The 17,190-nt window shown below is 70.5% G+C and carries 15 protein-coding genes; 13 read left to right on the top strand and 2 right to left on the bottom strand.

Features of this window, described 5'->3' with window-relative positions:
* Positions 1–3,135 carry an efflux RND transporter permease subunit gene (locus AC1HIL_RS34455; protein ID WP_261217605.1) on the bottom strand — a complete coding sequence of 1,045 codons (3,135 nt, stop codon included), beginning with the start codon at positions 3,133–3,135 and terminating at the stop codon, positions 1–3.
* Positions 3,135–4,331: an efflux RND transporter periplasmic adaptor subunit gene (locus tag AC1HIL_RS34450; protein ID WP_261217598.1), complete on the bottom strand. Its 1,197-nt coding sequence runs from the start codon at positions 4,329–4,331 to the stop codon at positions 3,135–3,137. The genes AC1HIL_RS34455 and AC1HIL_RS34450 overlap by 1 nt, the downstream gene beginning before the upstream one ends.
* Before the next feature lie 108 nt (positions 4,332–4,439).
* On the opposite strand from AC1HIL_RS34450, the gene AC1HIL_RS34445 reads away from it, so the two are divergent.
* The 13 genes from AC1HIL_RS34445 (at position 4,440) to vapC (ending at position 17,139) form a co-directional block, all read left to right on the top strand.
* Positions 4,440–4,877: a hypothetical protein gene (locus tag AC1HIL_RS34445; RefSeq protein WP_296736031.1), complete on the top strand. Its 438-nt coding sequence runs from the start codon at positions 4,440–4,442 to the stop codon at positions 4,875–4,877.
* 265 nt (positions 4,878–5,142) lie between these two features.
* On the top strand, positions 5,143–5,922 hold the full coding sequence (locus tag AC1HIL_RS34440) for a sulfite exporter TauE/SafE family protein (protein ID WP_296736033.1): 780 nt from the start codon (positions 5,143–5,145) through the stop codon (positions 5,920–5,922).
* A 165-nt stretch (positions 5,923–6,087) separates the two neighbouring features.
* On the top strand, positions 6,088–7,578 hold the full coding sequence (locus AC1HIL_RS34435) for an ATPase domain-containing protein (protein WP_296736034.1): 1,491 nt from the start codon (positions 6,088–6,090) through the stop codon (positions 7,576–7,578).
* Between the two features lie 10 nt (positions 7,579–7,588).
* A complete protein-coding gene (locus AC1HIL_RS34430) occupies positions 7,589–9,304 on the top strand; it encodes a response regulator (protein WP_296736036.1) in 1,716 nt (571 codons plus the stop codon).
* 57 nt (positions 9,305–9,361) lie between these two features.
* The gene (locus AC1HIL_RS34425; protein WP_479668998.1) at positions 9,362–10,378 is read left to right on the top strand and encodes an AraC family transcriptional regulator; all 1,017 of its coding nucleotides are present in this window, start codon (positions 9,362–9,364) and stop codon (positions 10,376–10,378) included.
* A 61-nt stretch (positions 10,379–10,439) separates the two neighbouring features.
* Positions 10,440–11,024: a carboxymuconolactone decarboxylase family protein gene (locus AC1HIL_RS34420; RefSeq protein WP_479668999.1), complete on the top strand. Its 585-nt coding sequence runs from the start codon at positions 10,440–10,442 to the stop codon at positions 11,022–11,024.
* A complete protein-coding gene (locus AC1HIL_RS34415; protein WP_479669000.1) occupies positions 11,014–12,090 on the top strand; it encodes an acyl-CoA dehydrogenase family protein in 1,077 nt (358 codons plus the stop codon). The genes AC1HIL_RS34420 and AC1HIL_RS34415 overlap by 11 nt, the downstream gene beginning before the upstream one ends.
* A complete protein-coding gene (locus AC1HIL_RS34410) occupies positions 12,087–12,950 on the top strand; it encodes an ABC transporter ATP-binding protein (protein WP_479669001.1) in 864 nt (287 codons plus the stop codon). Before AC1HIL_RS34415 ends, AC1HIL_RS34410 begins: the two co-directional genes overlap by 4 nt.
* Complete coding sequence (locus AC1HIL_RS34405; RefSeq protein ID WP_479669003.1) at positions 12,947–14,209, top strand: ABC transporter substrate-binding protein; 1,263 nt, start codon at positions 12,947–12,949, stop codon at positions 14,207–14,209. The genes AC1HIL_RS34410 and AC1HIL_RS34405 overlap by 4 nt, the downstream gene beginning before the upstream one ends.
* Position 14,210: 1 nt before the next feature.
* Positions 14,211–14,957 (top strand): ABC transporter permease, encoded by a 747-nt coding sequence (locus tag AC1HIL_RS34400; RefSeq protein WP_296736052.1) that lies wholly within the window; start codon positions 14,211–14,213, stop codon positions 14,955–14,957.
* A gap of 163 nt (positions 14,958–15,120) precedes the next feature.
* Entirely contained in the window at positions 15,121–16,317 is a 1,197-nt protein-coding gene (locus tag AC1HIL_RS34395) for a Fic family protein (RefSeq protein WP_296736055.1), read from the top strand.
* Between the two features lie 186 nt (positions 16,318–16,503).
* Positions 16,504–16,734, top strand: a complete 231-nt coding sequence (locus AC1HIL_RS34390; RefSeq protein WP_296736057.1) for an antitoxin — start codon at positions 16,504–16,506, stop codon at positions 16,732–16,734.
* Entirely contained in the window at positions 16,735–17,139 is a 405-nt protein-coding gene (vapC, locus tag AC1HIL_RS34385; protein WP_296736058.1) for a type II toxin-antitoxin system tRNA(fMet)-specific endonuclease VapC, read from the top strand.
* Positions 17,140–17,190 lie beyond the last annotated feature (51 nt).

Below are 17,190 nucleotides of genomic sequence, written 5' to 3'. Positions count from 1 at the left end.
TCAGGGCGCGGCCGCCGGGCGCGCCTCGCGCGCCTGCTGCGGCTCGTCGTAGAAATCGCCGAAGCGGCGGATCGCCACCGGCAGCACCAGCAGCGTGAACAGCGTGCCGGTGACGATGCCGCCCACGATCACGCAGGCGAAGGGCCGTTGCGTCTCGCTGCCGATGCCGTGCGAGAGCGCGGCCGGCAGCAGGCCCAGGCCCGCCATCAGCGCCGTCATCAGGATCGGGCGCAGCCGCGTCGTCGCGCCTTCGACGATCGCCGTCGCGACCGCCGCGCCCGAGCGCACGCGCGCCATGATCTCCTCGACCATGATCACGCCGTTCTGCACCGAGATGCCCGCCACCGCGATGAACCCGACCGCGGCCGAGACCGACAGGTGCAGGCCCGCGAGCCCGAGCGCCGCGAGCCCGCCCACCAGCGTGAACGGCACCATGCCCAGCACCAGCGAGGCCAGCCGCACCGAGCGGAAGGCCCAGAACAGCAGCGAGAAGATCAGCAGCGCCGTGAACGGCACGATCACCGCGAGCCGCGCCGCGGCCCGCTGCGAGTTCTCGAACTGACCGCCCCACACCAGCTGGTAGCCCGGCGGCAGCGCGACCTGGCGCGCCACGGTGCGCTGGGCCTCTTCCACGAAGCTGCCCTGGTCGCGGCCCAGCAGGTTGACCTTGACGATGACCATGCGCGAGCCCGACTCACGGAAGATGCGCGAGGCGCCCTGGCGCACCTCGACGTTCGCGACCTCGCCCAGCGAGATGGTGCCGGGGCCGTTGCCGACCTGCGTGCCGGCCACGGCGAGCTGCAGTCCGCGCACCGCGTCCACGCTGTCGCGGTGCGGCTGGGCGAGCCGCACCACCACGTCGAAGCGGCGGTCGGCGTCGTAGAAGCTGGTGGTCGAGCTGCCCGACATCGACTGGCCGATGACGTTGTCCACGTCGTTGACCGTGAGGCCGTAGCGCGCGAGCCGCGCGCGGTCGGGCGTGACGACCAGCTCGCTCTGCCCGCCGATGCGCGTGCTGTCCACGTCGGTGGCACCGGGAATGCCGCGCAAGGTGGTGGCCACCTTTTCGCCGAGCTCGTCGAGGATGTCGAGGTTGTTGCCGATCACCTTCGCGACGATCTCGCCGCGAAAGCCCGACAGCGACTCCTCGACGTTGTCCTGGATCACCTGCGAGAAATTGGTGCTGATGCCGGGGATGTCTTCCAGCCTGGCCGACATGTCGGCGATCAGCGCCTCCTTGCCCGCGAAGCGCCAGCCCGAGCGCGGCTGCAGATCGACCAGGATCTCGAGGTTGTTCGGCCCCTTCGGGTCGGAGCCGTCGTCGGGCCGGCCGACCTGGCTGATCAGCCGCGCCACCTCGGGATACGTCAGCAGGGTGGCGCGCACGCTGCGTTCCACCTGCTTGGTGGTCTCGAGCGCGGCCGAGGTCGGCAGCGTGATGGTCAGCCAGATGTTGCCCTCGTCGAGCTTGGGCAGGAATTCGCTGCCCAGCCGCGGTGCCAGTCCCAGCGCGAGTGCCACGGGCAGCGCCGCGAGCCACAGCGTGCGGCCGGCGTGGCGCATGGTCGCGGCGAGCAGGCCGCGGTAGCGCGCCTGCAGCCAGTCCAGCCAGGGCTTGTGCTTCTCGGCCAGGGTACGGCGCTGCAGCACCGTGGCCAGCAGCGCGGGCAGGTGCGTGAAGGTCAGCAGCACCGCGCCGAGCAGCGCGAAGCTCAGGGTCAGGGCCACCGGCGTGAAGATCTTTCCCTCCACGCGCTGGAAGGTGAAGATCGGCACGAAGGCCAGGATGATGATCGCCTTCGAGAACAGCACCGGGTGCGCGAGGTCGCTGACCGTGTGGTGCAGCACGCCGAGGCGCTGGTGGCGCGCCTCGGGCGTATCGGCGTCGAGCGCGGTCTTGGCCGCGAGCCGCACCATCAGCGCCTCGACGATCACGACCGCGCTGTCGATGATGATGCCGAAGTCGACCGCACCCAGCGAGATCAGGTTGGCCGACACGCCGCGCGCGGTGATCAGGATGAAGGCGAACAGCAGCGCGAGCGGGATCACGGTGGCCACCACCAGCGCGGCGCGCCAGCTCGAGAGGAAGACCACCAGCACCGCCACCACCAGCAGCGCGCCCACCACCAGGTTCTCGACCACCGTGGCCACCGTGTGGTGCACGAGCTGCGTGCGGTCGTAGATGGGCACGATCTTCACGCCGGCCGGCAGGCGCGGCTCGAGTTGCGCGATGCGCTCGCGCAGCTCGGCGTTGATCTTGGCCGGATCGCCGCCCTTGGTCATCGAGACGATGCCCTCGACGATGCTGTCGCGCTGGCCCGCCGCGGCAATGCCCAGGCGCGGGCGCTCGCCCTCGCGCACCTGCGCCAGGTCGGCCACCGTCACGGGCCGGCCCTGGCGCGAGGCGACCACCGCCGCGCGGATGTCGGCGAGGCTGTCGAACAGCCCGCTGGCGCGCACCACCAGCGAGGTGTCGCCGCGGCGCATCAGCCCGCCGCCCGCGCTGCCGTTGGCGTTCGAGACGGCCTGGCCGAGCTGGTCCAGCGTCACCTGGTACTTGCGCAGCGCCACCGGGTCGACCTCGATCTGGAATTCCTTGAGCGCGCCGCCGAAGGTGACGATGTCGGCCACGCCGGGCGTCATGCGCAGGAACGGGCGCACGGTCCAGTCCTGCAGCGTGCGCGCCTCCACTTCCGACAGGCCCGGCGCCTCGAGCGTGTAGCGGTAGATCTCGCCGACGGCCGTCGACAGCGGCGCGAGCTGCGGCTGCACGCCGGTGGGCAGGTCGACGGTCGAGAGCTTCTCGAGCACCTGCTGGCGCGCGAAGTAGTCGTCGGTGCCGTCGGCGAAGGTCAGGGTCACGATCGACAGCCCGGTCATCGTGACCGAGCGCACGTTCGACAGCCGCGGTATGCCGGCCACCTCGCGCTCGATCGGCAGTGTGACCGAGCGCTCCATGTCCTGCGGCGCCGCGCCGGTGCGCTGCGAGATCACGCGCACCTGCACGTCCTGCACGTCGGGGAAGGCCTCGATCGGCAGGTTCGAGGCCGCGTAGCCGCCGAAGCCGACCAGCGCCGCGACCAGCACGAACACGAAGACGCGCTGCGTCAGCGCGAAGGCGATGAGCCGCTGCATCACGGCCGCTCGCTCGCGCGGGTCGTGAGCTCGGCGTCGAGCAGCAGCGCGCCCGCCGTCACCACGCGCTCGTTGCCGGCCAGGCCTTCACGCACGTAGCTGCGGTCGCTGCCCTGTGCCAGCAGTTCGACCTGGCGGCGCCGGAACGCACCGGGCGACTCCTCGACGAACACATAGTTGTGCACGCCGCGGTTGACCAGCGCCTCGTTGGGCACGCGCACGCCGCTGCCATCTTCCTGCAGCAGTTGCGCGCGCACGAACATCTCGGGCAGCAGTTCGAGCCCGGCGTTGTCGAGCTGCGCGCGCACCGGCACGCGCCGGGTGTTGGTGTCGACCGCATGGCCGACCTGGCGCACCGTGGCGGCGAAGCGCCGGCCCGGATAGGCATCCGACTCCACGCTCACCGCACTGCCGAGCTTGATCCGGCCCAGCAGTCGTTCCGGCAGGTCGATCATCAGCCACAGCCGCCGCGGATCGGTGACCACGAACAGCGGCGCCGCCATGCCCGGTGCGACCTCGAGTGCCGGCGTGGCCGTGCGCTCGGCGACCAGCCCGTCCATCGGGCTGACCAGCTGCAGGCGCTGGCCCTCGCCGCGCAGCCCGCGCGGATTCATGTTCTGCAGCCGCCGCCGCGCGCGCTCCACTTCCTCCGCCGCCTGCGCATGGTCGGCCTCGAGCGCTTCGAGGTCCTTGCGCGGAATCGCGTCGCCCGGCGCCAGCTCGCGCCCGCGTTCGGCCGCGAGCTGCTTGCGCTTCTCGTCGGCCAGCGCCTTGCCGAGGTCGGCGCGCGCCGTGCCGTAGTCGGGCGAATCGATGTCGGCCAACACCTGGCCCGCGCGCACGCTGTCGCCGGGGCCTACGCGCAGCGCGACGATGCGGCCCGAGAAGCCGACGCCGATGCGTGCCGTCGCGTCCTCGTCGTAGACCAGGCGCGCGCTCAGCGGTTCGGCCAGCGGCAGCGGCACGCGCGGCATGGCCTCGGCGCGGATCATCGCGAGCTGGGCCGCGCCCTTCGGATAGCGCAGCTGCTCGGGGTCGGTGGCGGTCGCGGCGTTGCCTGCGCCGGTGGCCGGCGCGGGCGGCGTGGCGTCGGACCGTGTCGCGCGCCAGGCGAGGAAGGCCCCGCCGGCGACGGCCAGCAGGGCAAGAAGGACCAGGAGGACCCGGCGGCGGGAGGCGGGAGGACGCAGGCTCATCGGTGCGGCGGCAAGGACCGACCGTGCGGGCACGACGTCGGAGAAGGAAGGAGCCGACCAGCCTAGGCAGCGAAGCTTTCGGGAAGCTATCTATCCGGGGCGCGCGCCATGGCAATCGCCACCGGCTTGCGAATGCGCGATCGATGGGCGATCCTGAAAGGCACGCCGCCGTGCGCCGCCCGTCGCGGCCCCGGCCTTCCCATCGTCAATGGAACCCTTTCCAGAACCATGAGCAAACTGGACCTCAGGCAGGTCGAGCTGCGCCGGCTGCTGTCGGACGCACGACCCACGCAGGTCTTCGAGGACCTGCTGCAGCGCGGGCTGGTCGCCCGTCGGCAGGACTTCGGCTCGCTGCTGCTCGAGGTCTTTCCGAACATCGATTCAACCGTGGTCGCGATGCTGTGGCGCTGGCGGCGCGACGGGGAGTGGCATCCGGCGTTGTCGGATGCGCATGTGGATTCGCAGGTGAGGCGGCTGTTGCTGGAGGCGGGGTACCTCGATGCCATGGTGCAGGGGGCCGGGAGCGAGAAGGCCGGCGGCGCGTAGGAGGCGTTTGGTTTGGCGTCCAGGGCACCCGAGGTGCCCCACCTATAATGGCGTGCCGATGTCGCCGCCGACATCGGCCATGCCTGCAGGCGCCTCCATGCCGCGACCGCGCCTCCCCCCGCTTTCCCCATGTCTTCGCCCGTGTCCTCGTTCGTTCCCGATCCCGCCGGATCGCTGTCTCGGCGCCCTCGCGCGTTCCCGCCGCTTCGCAAAGCCTCCGACGCCAGGCAAGGCCTGACCGCCTCGCGCCGCTGAAGCCCGCCCCGTGCAAGACCTCCTCTCCGGCGCTGGCCCGGTGCTGGCCTTCATGGCCTGCGTCGCCCTCGCCACCTACGCCCAGAACCTCACCGGCTTCGCCTTCAGCCTGATCCTGCTGGGCCTGGTCTCGGTGTTCCATATCGCGAGCGTCAGCGACGCGGCCAATGCGGCCACGGTGCTGAGCCTGATCAATGCCTGGACCTACTTTCGCGCGCGGCCCGGCCCGGTGCCCTGGCAGCTGATGAAGCCGGCGCTCAATGGCAGCACGGTGGGCGTGATCGTCGGGCTGATGCTGCTGACCTGGCTCAGCGGCAGCGCGGTCGACTGGCTGCGCGCGCTGCTGGGGGTGTCGATCCTCGGCTGCGCGGTGCTGCTGGTGCTGCAGGCGAAGCCGCTGCCCGCGATCTCGGGGCGCAAGAGCTTCGCCATCGTCGGCTGCCTGTCGGGCGTGCTCGGCGGGCTGTTCTCGAGCTCGGGGCCGCCGATCGTGTTCCACATGTACCGGCAGCCGCTGGACCGCGAGCTGGTGCGCCGCGCGCTGCTGCTGATGTTCGCGTTCAACTCGCTGGTGCGGCTCGTGATCGTGGTGCCGACCGGGCACTTCTCGTGGCACGCGGCGCTGCTCGCGGCCTGCGCGATGCCGGTGGTCTATGCCGCCACGCGCTTGCATCACCGGCTGCCCAACCGGCTGCAGCCGCGCACGCTCAAATGGCTGGTGGGCGGGCTGCTGGCTGCCGCGGGCTCGACGCTGTTCGCCGCGGCTTGGGCCGCGATCGCGCACGGCTGAGCGCCACCGATCGCGGTGGCACGGCGCCGCCGCGCGGCGCCTTCACGAGGCGGCGGCTTACACGCGAAGTGCCCGAACCGCCCCTCTGGCGGCGCAGGCGGCACGGGAAAATCCGTGCAGGAGCCCCCAAAGGGCTTTGCTTCCAGAAAAACCGCCCCCGCTGTCATGCCATCCTCACTCACCTCCACGGGCATCCCCGGCCTCGACGACATCCTCGGCGGCGGGCTGCCCGCGCAACACCTCTACCTGGTCGAGGGCACGCCGGGCACGGGCAAGACCACGCTCGCGCTGCAGTTCCTGCAGGCCGGCCGTGCCGCGGGCGAGCGCGGGCTCTACGTCACGCTGTCCGAAACCTCCGAGGAACTGGCCGAGGTGGCTGCCTCGCACGGCTGGTCGCTCGAGGGCATCGAGGTCTACGACCTGGTGAGCGACGAGGGACTCAGCGAGGAGGCCGAGCAGACGGTGCTGCATCCCTCTGAGTTCGAGCTCGGGGAGACCACGCGCGACGTGATGCGCCTGGTCAACGAGCAGAAGCCGCAGCGCGTGGTCTTCGACAGCCTGTCGGAGATGCGGCTGCTGGCCCAGAGCGCGCTGCGCTACCGGCGCCAGATCCTCGCGCTCAAGCGCTTCTTCGCGCAGCGCGGCTGCACGGTGCTGATGCTCGACGACCGCTCGGGCGGCGATGGCGACCAGCACCTGCACAGCATCGCGCACGGCGTGCTGCACCTGGACCAGAACACCAACGACTATGGCGCCGACAAGCGGCGGCTGCGCGTGGTGAAGCTGCGCGGCGTGAAGTTCCGCAGCGGCGAGCACGACTTCAACCTCGACCGCGGCGGGCTGCAGGTGTTTCCGCGGCTGGTGGCCAGCGAACACGAGCAGCGGATCGACGAGCGCGTGGTCTCGACCGGCACCGCGGCGCTCGACGCCCTGCTGGGCGGCGGCCTGACACCCGGCAGCAGCCTGCTGCTGGCGGGCCCTGCGGGCGTGGGCAAGACCACCACCGCGATCAGCTGCGCGGTGGCGGCCGCGCGGCGCGGCGCGAAGGTGGCCTATTACCTGTTCGACGAGGGCCTGGGCACGCTGCGGCAGCGCTCGCGGGCGCTGGGGCTCGACGTCGAGCCCTACATGAGCTCGGGCCACATCACGATCCGCACGCTGGACCCGGCCGAGGTCTCGCCGGGCCAGTTCGCGCACTCGGTGCGCATGGCGGTCGAGCAGGACGGCGTGCAGATGGTGGTGATCGACAGCCTCAATGCCTATCTGCACGCCATGCCCGGCGGCAAGTACCTGGTGCTGCAGATGCACGAGCTGCTGGCCTACCTGAACCTGCGCGGGCTCACCACGCTGCTGATTCTGTCGCTGCACGGCACCGTGGGCGAGGTGCGCGCCGACGTGGACCTGAGCTACCTGAGCGACGCGATGCTGAACTTCAGGTACTTCGAGGCGCGCGGCAACCTGCTGAAGGCGATCTCGGTGATCAAGAGCCGCACCAACGCGCACGAGCAGTCGATCCGCGAGTTCCGCCTCGGACCGCACGGCGTCGAGGTCGGCAAGGCGCTGACCGACTTCCAGGGGGTGCTGTCGGGCGCGGCCCGCTACACGGGCACGCAGCCGCTGCTGGGCGATAGCGATATCGCCACGCCGTCCGCATGAAAGGGGCGGCGTGGAAGACCGCATCCTGATCCTCGCGCCGCGCGGCCGGGATGCGCAGGTGATCCGGGCCGTGCTGGAGAGCCAGGGCATCGATTGCCTGGTCTGCCCCGACACGGCATCGCTGCTGGCGGAACTGGAAATTGCCGCCGCGGCGGCGATCGTGACCGAGGAGTCGCTCTCGGGCGGCTTCGACGGCGCGCTCGGCGCCTGCCTGGCGCGGCAGCCGGCCTGGTCCGACCTGCCTTTCGTGGTGCTGGCGATGCGCCAGTCGGGGCGGCGTTCGGCCAGCGCGCAGGCCTCGCTGCAGCAGCTGGGCAATTCGGTGCTGCTCGAGCGGCCGCTCAATCCCGAGACGCTCGCGAGCGCCGCGCGCTCCGCTTTGCGCGCGCGCCAGCGGCAGTACGTGACGCGCCGCCACCTGAACGACATCGAGGCCGCCAAGGCCACGGTCGAGCGGCTCAACGCCGAGCTCGAAGGGCGCATCGCGACCCGCACGGCCGAACTCGCGGGCGCCAACGACTGGCTGATGCGCGAGATCGCCGAGCGCGAACGGCTGCAGGCCAACGTGGTGCAGGGCCAGAAGCTCGAGGCCATCGGCCGCCTCACGGGCGGCATCGCGCACGACTTCAACAACCTGCTGCACGTGGTCAACCTCAACCTGGAATTCATCTCGCGGCTGGCGCCCGAGGGCAAGCTGGCGGATTACGCGCGTCGCGCGAAGGAATCGGTGGCGCGCGGCTCGCGCCTGACCGGGCAGCTGCTGTCGTTCGCGCGAACGCGCAGCCTGGTGCCGCGGCTGCATGGCGTGAATGCGCTGGTCACCAACCTGCGCGAGCTCATCGAGGTCTCGGTGGGCTCGAAGGTGCGGGTGAGCTTCGAGCTCTGGCCCGGCGAACTCTGGGTGATGCTCGACGGCGCGCAACTCGAGATGGCGCTGCTGAACATGTCGGTGAACTCGCGCGATGCGATGCCCGAGGGCGGGAAGCTGGTCATCGGCACGGCATTGGCGAGCGCGGCCGACGGTTCCCCGCAGGTGCTGGTGAGCGTGCGGGACACCGGCAGCGGCATACCGAGCGCGGTGCTCTCGAAGGTGTTCGATCCCTTCTTCACCACCAAGGCCAATGGCCATGGCACGGGGCTGGGGCTGAGCCAGGTCTACGGCTTCGCGAGCCAGTCGGGCGGCCAGGCCGAGATCCGCAGCACGCCGGGCCAGGGCGCGACCGTGACCCTGCGCTTTCCTCTGTCGCAGCCCGAGCCGGTGGAGGATGCCGCATCGCCGGCCGGGCGCGAGGGCGCCGCGCCCGCGCGGGACGATCCGCGCAGCGAGGTGCTGGTGGTGGAGGACGATGCCGAGGTCCGCCAGGGCATCGCCGAAGGCCTGCGCCTGCTGCAGTACACCGTGCGCGAGGCCAGCGATGGTCACAGCGGCCTGCAGGAGCTGCAGCGCCGCCGGCCCGACCTGCTGATGGTCGACTACCTGATGCCCGGCATGAACGGCGCCGAGCTCGTGGCGGCCGCGCGCCGGCTCTATCCGCAGATGCCCGTGCTGGTCGCCACCGGCTATGCCGACATGGCGGAGGTGCAGAAGGTGGTGGGTTCGCATTCCGTGCTGCGCAAGCCCTTCGACCTCGAGACGCTCAGCGGCGCGGTGAGCGCGGAGCTCGGTCGTGCGCGGATGACGGCGCAGGCCGCGGACGAGCGCGAACGGATCGTTTCCGGGTCATAAGCTCACAGCGATTCGTTCTTTGGCGCCACGCGCGGCCTCGGCCACACTGGCGGGCCCATGCCTTCCCTCTCCGTCATTCCCGACGTTGCCAGCCCGTCGGCCGATGCCGGGTTCGATGCCCAGGCCGACCGGGTGGCCGACTGGCTGCTCGGCAGCCTCGAATGGAACGCCACGCTGTTCCACGTGGGCCAGTACTGCGGCCGCTGGCGCGCCTCGACGGCGGGCCGTGCGCGCGCGAGCTTCCACCTGATCCTCGAGGGCCGCTGCTGGCTGCACCGGCCGGGGCTCGCATCGGTGGCGCTGTCGCCGCGCGACGGCGTGTTCCTGATGCGCGACGTGCCGCATTTCCTCTCGCCCTATGCCGACCCCGGCATCGACTGCGCGCCGCGCGCGATGCAGCCGCTGTCGGCCAGCCCCGCGCTCGGCGAAACGGCATTGGCCTGCGGCTTCTTCTCGTTCGACGGACCGCTGCGCGACCTGGTCGCGCAATCCTTTCCCGACTGCCTGGTGCTGCGCGCCGACGACCTCGCGATGGCCTCGGCCGCGACCCTGTTCGACCTGATGCGCGGCGAGGCGCTGCGCGCCGGCACCGAGCCCTCGGTGCTGATGGACCGGCTGGCCGGCCTGCTGTTCTTCTACGGCCTGCGCCACGTGGCGCGCAGCGACGCGAACGCGCGCGGCTTCTGGGGGCTGCTGCGCCGGCGCGGCTTCGCGCCCTTGCTGGCGGCGCTGCTGCAGTCGCCCGAGCGGCCCTGGAGCGTGGCCGACATGGCGCAACGCGTGCATCTCTCGCGCGCGGCCTTCTTCCGCCAGTTCGGCGAGGCCTGCGGCCAGTCGCCGCTGCAGTTCCTGCAGCTGCTGCGCATGCAGATCGCGGCGCGCAAGCTGGCGCAGGGCGAGTCGATCGCGCAGGCCGCTGAGGCCGTGGGCTACGACTCCTATGCCGCCTTCTCGCGCACCTTCAAGCGCGTGATCGGCGAGCAGCCGGGTGCCTGGCAGCGCGCGCATCGGCTCGACCGTACCGAAGCGACCTGCGAGACGAACCGGCACAGATCCGAGACGCCCGGTCATTGATGCCCGCGGGCGCGCCGCGAAGAATCGGTGCCAGTTCCAGCATCCCACGAGCCGCACCGACATGACACGCCTGACCCTGCACACCGAGACCTCCGCGCCCGAAGCCAGCCGCGCGCTGGTGGCGCGCGCCGCCGCCAACAACGGCTTCCTGCCGAACCTGATCGGCATCCTCGCCAATTCGCCGCAGGCGCTCGAGACCTACCTCGGCGTGGCCCAGACCACCGCGCGCGGCGAACTCACGCTGGCCGAGCGCGAGGTGCTGCAGATCACGGCCGCGCGCATCCATGGCTGCGACTTCTGCGTGGCCGGCCATTCGGCCGCGGCGCTCAAGCAGGCGAAGCTGCCGGCCTCGGCCGTGGTGGCGCTGCAGCGCGGCGAGGCCACGAGCGAGGCCCGGCTCGATGCGGTGCGCGCCTTCACCGAGGCCGTGATCGCGAGCCGCGGCAAGGTGAGCGACGAGGCGCTCGCGGCCTTCCGCGGCGCGGGCTTCTCCGAGCGCCAGGTGCTCGAGGTGGTGCTGGGCGTGAGCCTGGCCACGCTGTGCAACTTCGCCAACAGCCTGGCCGGCAGCGCGGTCAACCCGCAGCTGCAGCCCTACCTGCCCGAGAACCTGCGCGCCGACGCAGCGCCCGCCCATGCTGGCTGAGGCCGACCGGCACTGGCTCGACGCGCAGGCCGAGGCGCTCGACAGCGACAACGCGCAGGCGCACGCGGTGCTGCCGCGGCTCGCGGGCGCGCAGCTGTTCGGCCTGGGCGTGCCGCGCGCGATCGGCGGGCAGGGCGGCGACACGCGCGATGCCATCGAGGCCATCGCCGCCGTGGCCGGCCATTCGCTGGCGGCGGCCTTCACCTTCTGGGGCCAGCGCGTCTTCATCGAATACCTGCTGCAGTCGCCCAACCAGGCGCTGCGCGAGCGCTGGCTGCCCGCGCTGCTCGACGGCTCGCTGGCCGGTGCCTCGGGGCTGTCGAACGCGATGAAGTTTCTCGGCGGCATCGAGGCGCTGCAGATCACGGCGACGCGGCAGGAGGGCGCGCCCGGCTGGCGGCTCGACGGCAGCGTGCCGTGGTGCACCAACCTGCGGCCGCAGGGCTTCGTGGCCGCGGTGGTGGTGCAGCGTGCCGATGGCGGCGCGCCGCTCGTGGCCGCGCTGCAGAGTGAGCAGGCGGGCGTGGAGCGCAGCGCCGACCTCGACCTCATCGCGCTGCGCGGCAGCAACACAGCCTCGCTGCGCATCGAAGGCGCGCGGCTCGCGGCCGACGAACTGATCCACGACGAGGCCAACCGCTTCCTGCCGACGGCACGGCCCGAGTTCCTCGGCCTGCAGTGCGGGCTGTCGATCGGGCTCGCGCGCGCCGCGCTCGCGACCGCGGCGCAGATCGGCGGCGCCGGGCGCGCGGTGCTCGACGCATCGCTCGTCGAACAGCGGCAGGCGCTCGATGCCACGGTCGATGGGCTCTATGCCGGCATCGCCGATGGCCGCTTTCGCACCCAGCCCGAGGCGCTGTTCCGCGCCCGGCTCGCGCTGGCCGACATCGCGCAGGCCGCGGTGCAGCTCGAGCTGCAGGCCAGCGGCGGCCGCGGCTACCACCGCGACCAGCCGCTGAGCCTGGCGCGGCACTGGCGCGAGGTGGCGTTCGTGCCGATCGTGACGCCGAGCGTGGTGCAACTGCGTGGCGAACTCGCGCGCCGCGCGGCGCAATCCGCATCGTGAGCGCCTTGGCTGCCGAGATCGGCCTCGACGAGGCCGCGAACGCGCCGCACCCGGTGCTCGAGGCACGCGATCTGGCCTTTGGCTTCGATGCCGCGCGGCCGGTGTTCAGCGGCGTATCGCTCGCGGTCGCGCCGCGCGAGATCGTCTGCCTGCTCGGTGGCAGCGGCTGCGGCAAGTCCACCTTGCTGCGGCAGCTCGCGCGGCTCGAGGTGCCCGGCGTCGGGCATGCGCAGGGCGAGATCCGTTTTCTCGGCGAGGCCTCGAGCGCGCCGCATCCGCGCGCGGCGCTGGTGTTCCAGCAGCCTGGCCTGCTGCCATGGCTCGATGCGGCGCGCAACGTGGGCTTTGGCCTCGACTTCGCGCGCCAGCCGAAGCTCGAACGCGAGCTGCGCGCGCGCCGCGTGCGCGATGCGCTCGCGGCCGTGGGGCTCGCGGGGCAGGGCGGGCTCTATCCGTCGCAACTGTCGGGCGGCATGGCACAGCGCGTGGCGCTGGCTCGGGCGCTCGCGCGCGAACCGGTGCTGCTGCTGGCCGACGAACCCTTCTCGGCGCTCGATGCCATCACTCGCACCGAGATGCAGGAACTGCTCGTCGACCTGGTGCACCGCTGGCGCACCGCCGCGCTGCTGGTCACGCACGACATCGACGAGGCGATCCTCGTCGGCGACCGCATCCTGCTGATGGGCGAGCGGCCCGGCCGCATCGTGCGCGAGTGGCGCGTCGACATGCCGCGCCCGCGCAGCGATGGCGCCGCCTTCACCACGCTGCGGCTAGACATCCTCGCCGCGCTGCAGGCCACGCGCCGTCATTCCTCCATCGAATCGCCACCCGGCATGCCAGAAAGAAAGCCCGTCGAATGACCGACCCGAATCCCGCCCACGGCGCCGCGCTGCGCGCCACCCATGTCTGCGCCTCGTCCGCCTGCGACTGCGGCCTCACGCGGCGCGACATGCTGCGGCTGTCGGCCCTGGCCGGCGCGGCGGTGGCGGCGCCCTTTCTCTCGGCCGGCGATGCGATGGCCCAAGGCTTCAAGGGCGACGACCAGCCCGTGAAGATCGGCTACCTGCCGATCACCGACGCCACGCCGCTCCTGATCGCGCATGCGCGCGGGCTGTTCGACAAGGAAGGGTTGCGCGCCGAGGCGCCGCGCATGTTCCGTTCGTGGGCACAGATCGTCGAGGCCTTCGTCGCGGGCCAGGTCAACGTGATCCACCTGCTCACGCCGGCCACGCTGTGGGTGCGCTATGGCTCGAAGTTTCCGGCCAGGATCGTGGCCTGGAACCACATCAACGGCTCGGCGCTCACCGTGCTGCCCGAGATCGGCAAGCTCTCCGACCTCGGCGGCAAGACCGTGGCGGTGCCTTTCTGGTATTCGATCCACAACGTGCTGCTGCAGGACATGTTGCGCGCCGAGGGCCTCAGCGCCGTCACCAAGGGCGCGGGCGCCGGCGGCGGCGTGGGCCCGAAGGAAGTCAACCTCGTGGTGCTGGCGCCGGCCGAGATGGTGTCGGCGCTGGCCGCGCGCTCGATCGCGGGCTTCATCGTGGCCGAGCCCTTCAACGCGGCGGCCGAGATCGCGGGCGTGGGCAAGGTGCTGCGCTTCTCGGGCGATGTCTGGAAGGACCATGCCTGCTGCGTCACCTTCCTGGCCGAGCGCGACATCGCCGAGAAACCCGAGTGGGCGCAGCGCGTGACCCACGCGATCGTCAAGGCGCAGCTGTGGACGCGCGACAACCGGCTCGACGCGGCGCGGCTGCTGTCGAACGCGGGCGAGCGGCGCTACACGCCGCATCCGCCGCAGACCCTGGCCAAGGTGCTGGCCGCCACCGATTACGCGAGCTACGAGGCCAGCGGCGTGGTGCGCCACAAGGGCTGGAGCCAGCGGCGCATCGATTTCCAGCCCTATCCCTTCGCCTCCTACACCGAGCAGCTGGTGCGCGCCGTGCAGGGCACCCGGATCGAGGGCGAGAACGCCTTCCTGCGCGCGCTCGATCCGAAGTTCGTGGCGCGCGACTTGGTCGACGATCGCTTCGTGCGCAAGGCGATCGAGGCCGTGGGCGGGCCGCAGGTGTTCGGCGTGGCGCCGGACTACCAACGGCGCGAGACCATCGCGGTCTGACGTGGGCCGCCGCCTCGGACTGCCGCTGGCCGGCCTCGCGCTCGCGCTCGTGCTGTGGTGGGCCGGCAGCGCCTGGCTCGCGCAGCGCACGCCGATCGCCGCGGCCTTCGCGCCCTGGCCGTCGGCGCTGGCGCTCGTACGTCTCGTCGCCGGCCCCGACATCTGGCAGCACGCGCTGCTGAGCCTGCAGCGCGTGGCCATCGGCCTGGCGCTGGCGATCGTGTTCGGCGTGCCGCTGGGCGTGCTCACCGGGCTGTGGCGCGGCTTCGCGCAGGCCAGCACGCCGGTGTTCCAGTTCCTGCGCATGATCTCGCCGCTGTCGTGGATGCCGATCGCCGTGATGGTGCTCGGCGTGGGCGACCTGCCGGTGTATTTCCTGCTGGCCTTCGCGGCCGTGTGGCCGATCCTGCTCAACACCGCGGCCGGCGTGGCGCAGCTCGACCCGCACTGGCTCACGCTCGCGCGCAGCCTGTCGGCCACGCGCCGCGAGACCGTGCTGCGCGTGATCCTGCCGGGCATCACCGCACACCTGCTCACGGGCGTGCGGCTGGCCATCGGCATCATCTGGATCGTGCTGGTGCCGGCCGAGATGCTCGGTGTGTCGGCCGGGCTCGGGTACTTCATCCTCGACACGCGCGACCGGCTCGCCTATTCGGAGCTGATGGCGGTGATCGTGCTGATCGGGGCGCTGGGGTATCTGCTCGATGGGGTTGCGCGGTGGTTGCATGGGCGGTGGACGCATGGGTGAGGGGGAGCGCGCGACTGGCGGGGCAAGCGAACAGGAAAACCAACCGGAAAAAGCAGCCTTCCTGATGGCGCCAGAAATGAATATAAGGCGTTGATATATATTGATTTTTTAAGCAGAATGAACCGGCAAAAGAACCGGAAATCATGAGCAAAAGCCGATCCCCTTGACCGTCTACGACCAGCCGCATCGGTTCGAGCCGCTGCTGCCGGCGACGCACTTGCCGGAGTTGGGCGAACTGCGGGATCTCACACGTCTTGTCTTCGAGAAGTCCGCGGGATTGAAGGCCTCGGCCAGCCCCCAAGCACGTGCGGCACTTTGCGAAATCGTGCGTTCGATGAACTCGTACTACTCGAACAGCATCGAGGGGCAGGGCACCCATCCTGCCAATATCGCGCGAGCGCTGAACCAGGATTTCTCCGACAAGCCCGATGTCGCGAGGCGACAGCGTCTGGCGCTTGCCCATATCGAAGCGGAGCGCGAGCTCGAGGCGACCCACGCGACGGAAGCCGAGGCGCTGACCAGCGGTTTTGTCCGCCGGGCGCATGCGAGCCTGTACAGCCGGCTGGCCTTGGGCGACCGTACGACCGAAGACGGCCGTGAAGTGATGCCGGGCGAGCTGCGACACCATGACGTCGCGGTGGGCAGGCATCAGCCTCCCGCATGGCAGTCGGTGCCGCTGTTTCTATCGCGCATGGATGAGGTGTATCCCCGGCTCAGGGGCGTCGATGCCGTGCTCTACACCATTGCATCGGCACATCACCGCATGGCCTGGACGCATCCCTTCGAGGATGGCAACGGGCGCGCCGTTCGCCTGCAGACACACTGCGCTCTTTTTCCGATCAGCGCGGGGCTTTGGTCCGTCAACCGCGGATTGGCTCGGCAGCGCGATCGCTACTACGCGATGCTCGACAGTGCCGACGCCGCGCGGCAGGGAGACCTCGATGGACGCGGAAACCTGAGCCAGAAGATGCTGGTGGCTTGGTGCATCTACTTCGCGGAACTCTGCCATGACCAAGTGAGCTTCATGACCACGATGCTGGATCTGTCGAAGCTCAAGGAACGCATCCGCGCCTATGTCCTCGTGCGCCGTACGGCCGAGGGCATCACCGAGTACCGCGACGAGGCAGTGCTTCCGTTGCAGACGATCGCGGTGGCGGGCCCGGTGTCGCGCGGGGACTTCATTCGGATGACCGGCCTGGAGGAGCGCACCGCGCGAAAGGTCATCTCGCGCTTCATCGCAGACGGCATTCTTCGAAGCGAAAGCCATCGCGCGGAATTGAGCATCGGCTTTCCCTTCCAGTCACTCGGTATCCTGTTTCCCAATCTCTATCCCGAGGCTTCGACGATTCCGACGGACTGAATTCACGCCTTCGCAAACCACGCCAGCGCCACCGCCGGCATCGCGAACCCGATCCACGACGCCAGCGGTCATCCGCCCTTTGCATAGGCCCAGGCACCGGCCAGCAGCGACATTTCGTGCCCGACCAGGATCGTTGACTCGGAGGCTTACGGCGTATATACTTTTTGTATATACAAAGGAGGGCCCATGACCCATGCCCGTGTCTTCCAGTCAGGCAACAGCCAGGCGGTCCGCCTGCCGAAGGAATTTCGATTCGCCTCCGACCAGGTGGAGATTTTTCGCCGCGGCAACGAAGTCGTCCTGCGAGAACTGCCGGCCAGCGCGGCGACCATATTCGACGCACTCGCCGAAATGCCCCCGGACTTCATGGCGGACGGCCGCGGCGATGCGCCTCCCCAGGAACGGGACGGGTTCTGAATGGCCATCCGCTACCTGCTCGACACCAACATCTGCATCTACATCGCCAAGCACAACCCGGCCAAGGTGCGAGCGCGTTTCGAGCAACTGCCCGCCGACGCGCTGGCCATGTCGGTCATCACGCTCGGCGAGCTGCAGCATGGGGCGGAAAAAAGCCAAGCCCGTGCGAAAGCCCTGGCCGCATTGCACCAGCTGCAAAGCGTCATCCAGGTCATGCCGCTGACGAAGGCGGTCGGGCAGCACTATGGCGAGATTCGCAGCGACCTCGAGCGCAAGGGCCGGCCGATCGGCAACAACGATCTATGGATCGCTGCCCATACGCGTGCCGAGGCGTGGATCCTGGTCACGAACAATGAGCGCGAGTTCAGCCGCGTCGAGGGTCTGTCGGTCGAGAACTGGGCCTGATTCGGGTGGCAGCCAACGTGCGGCATCGAGCATCTCTCCCGAGGCAGGACC

The sequence above is a fragment of the Variovorax sp. ISS6 genome, assembly GCF_056523145.1.
The sequence above is the reverse complement of the archived record's forward strand: the minus strand, read 5'-3'. Positions and strand labels throughout refer to the sequence as shown.

Coding starts and splice junctions, on each gene's coding strand:
- AC1HIL_RS34455 (WP_261217605.1), bottom strand. CDS start 3,135: ATGCAGCGGCTCATCGCCTTCGCGCTGACGCAGCGCGTCTTCGTGTTC.
- AC1HIL_RS34450 (WP_261217598.1), bottom strand. CDS start 4,331: ATGAGCCTGCGTCCTCCCGCCTCCCGCCGCCGGGTCCTCCTGGTCCTT.
- AC1HIL_RS34445 (WP_296736031.1), top strand. CDS start 4,440: ATGGCAATCGCCACCGGCTTGCGAATGCGCGATCGATGGGCGATCCTG.
- AC1HIL_RS34435 (WP_296736034.1), top strand. CDS start 6,088: ATGCCATCCTCACTCACCTCCACGGGCATCCCCGGCCTCGACGACATC.
- AC1HIL_RS34425 (WP_479668998.1), top strand. CDS start 9,362: ATGCCTTCCCTCTCCGTCATTCCCGACGTTGCCAGCCCGTCGGCCGAT.
- AC1HIL_RS34420 (WP_479668999.1), top strand. CDS start 10,440: ATGACACGCCTGACCCTGCACACCGAGACCTCCGCGCCCGAAGCCAGC.
- AC1HIL_RS34415 (WP_479669000.1), top strand. CDS start 11,014: ATGCTGGCTGAGGCCGACCGGCACTGGCTCGACGCGCAGGCCGAGGCG.
- AC1HIL_RS34405 (WP_479669003.1), top strand. CDS start 12,947: ATGACCGACCCGAATCCCGCCCACGGCGCCGCGCTGCGCGCCACCCAT.
- AC1HIL_RS34390 (WP_296736057.1), top strand. CDS start 16,504: ATGACCCATGCCCGTGTCTTCCAGTCAGGCAACAGCCAGGCGGTCCGC.
- vapC (WP_296736058.1), top strand. CDS start 16,735: ATGGCCATCCGCTACCTGCTCGACACCAACATCTGCATCTACATCGCC.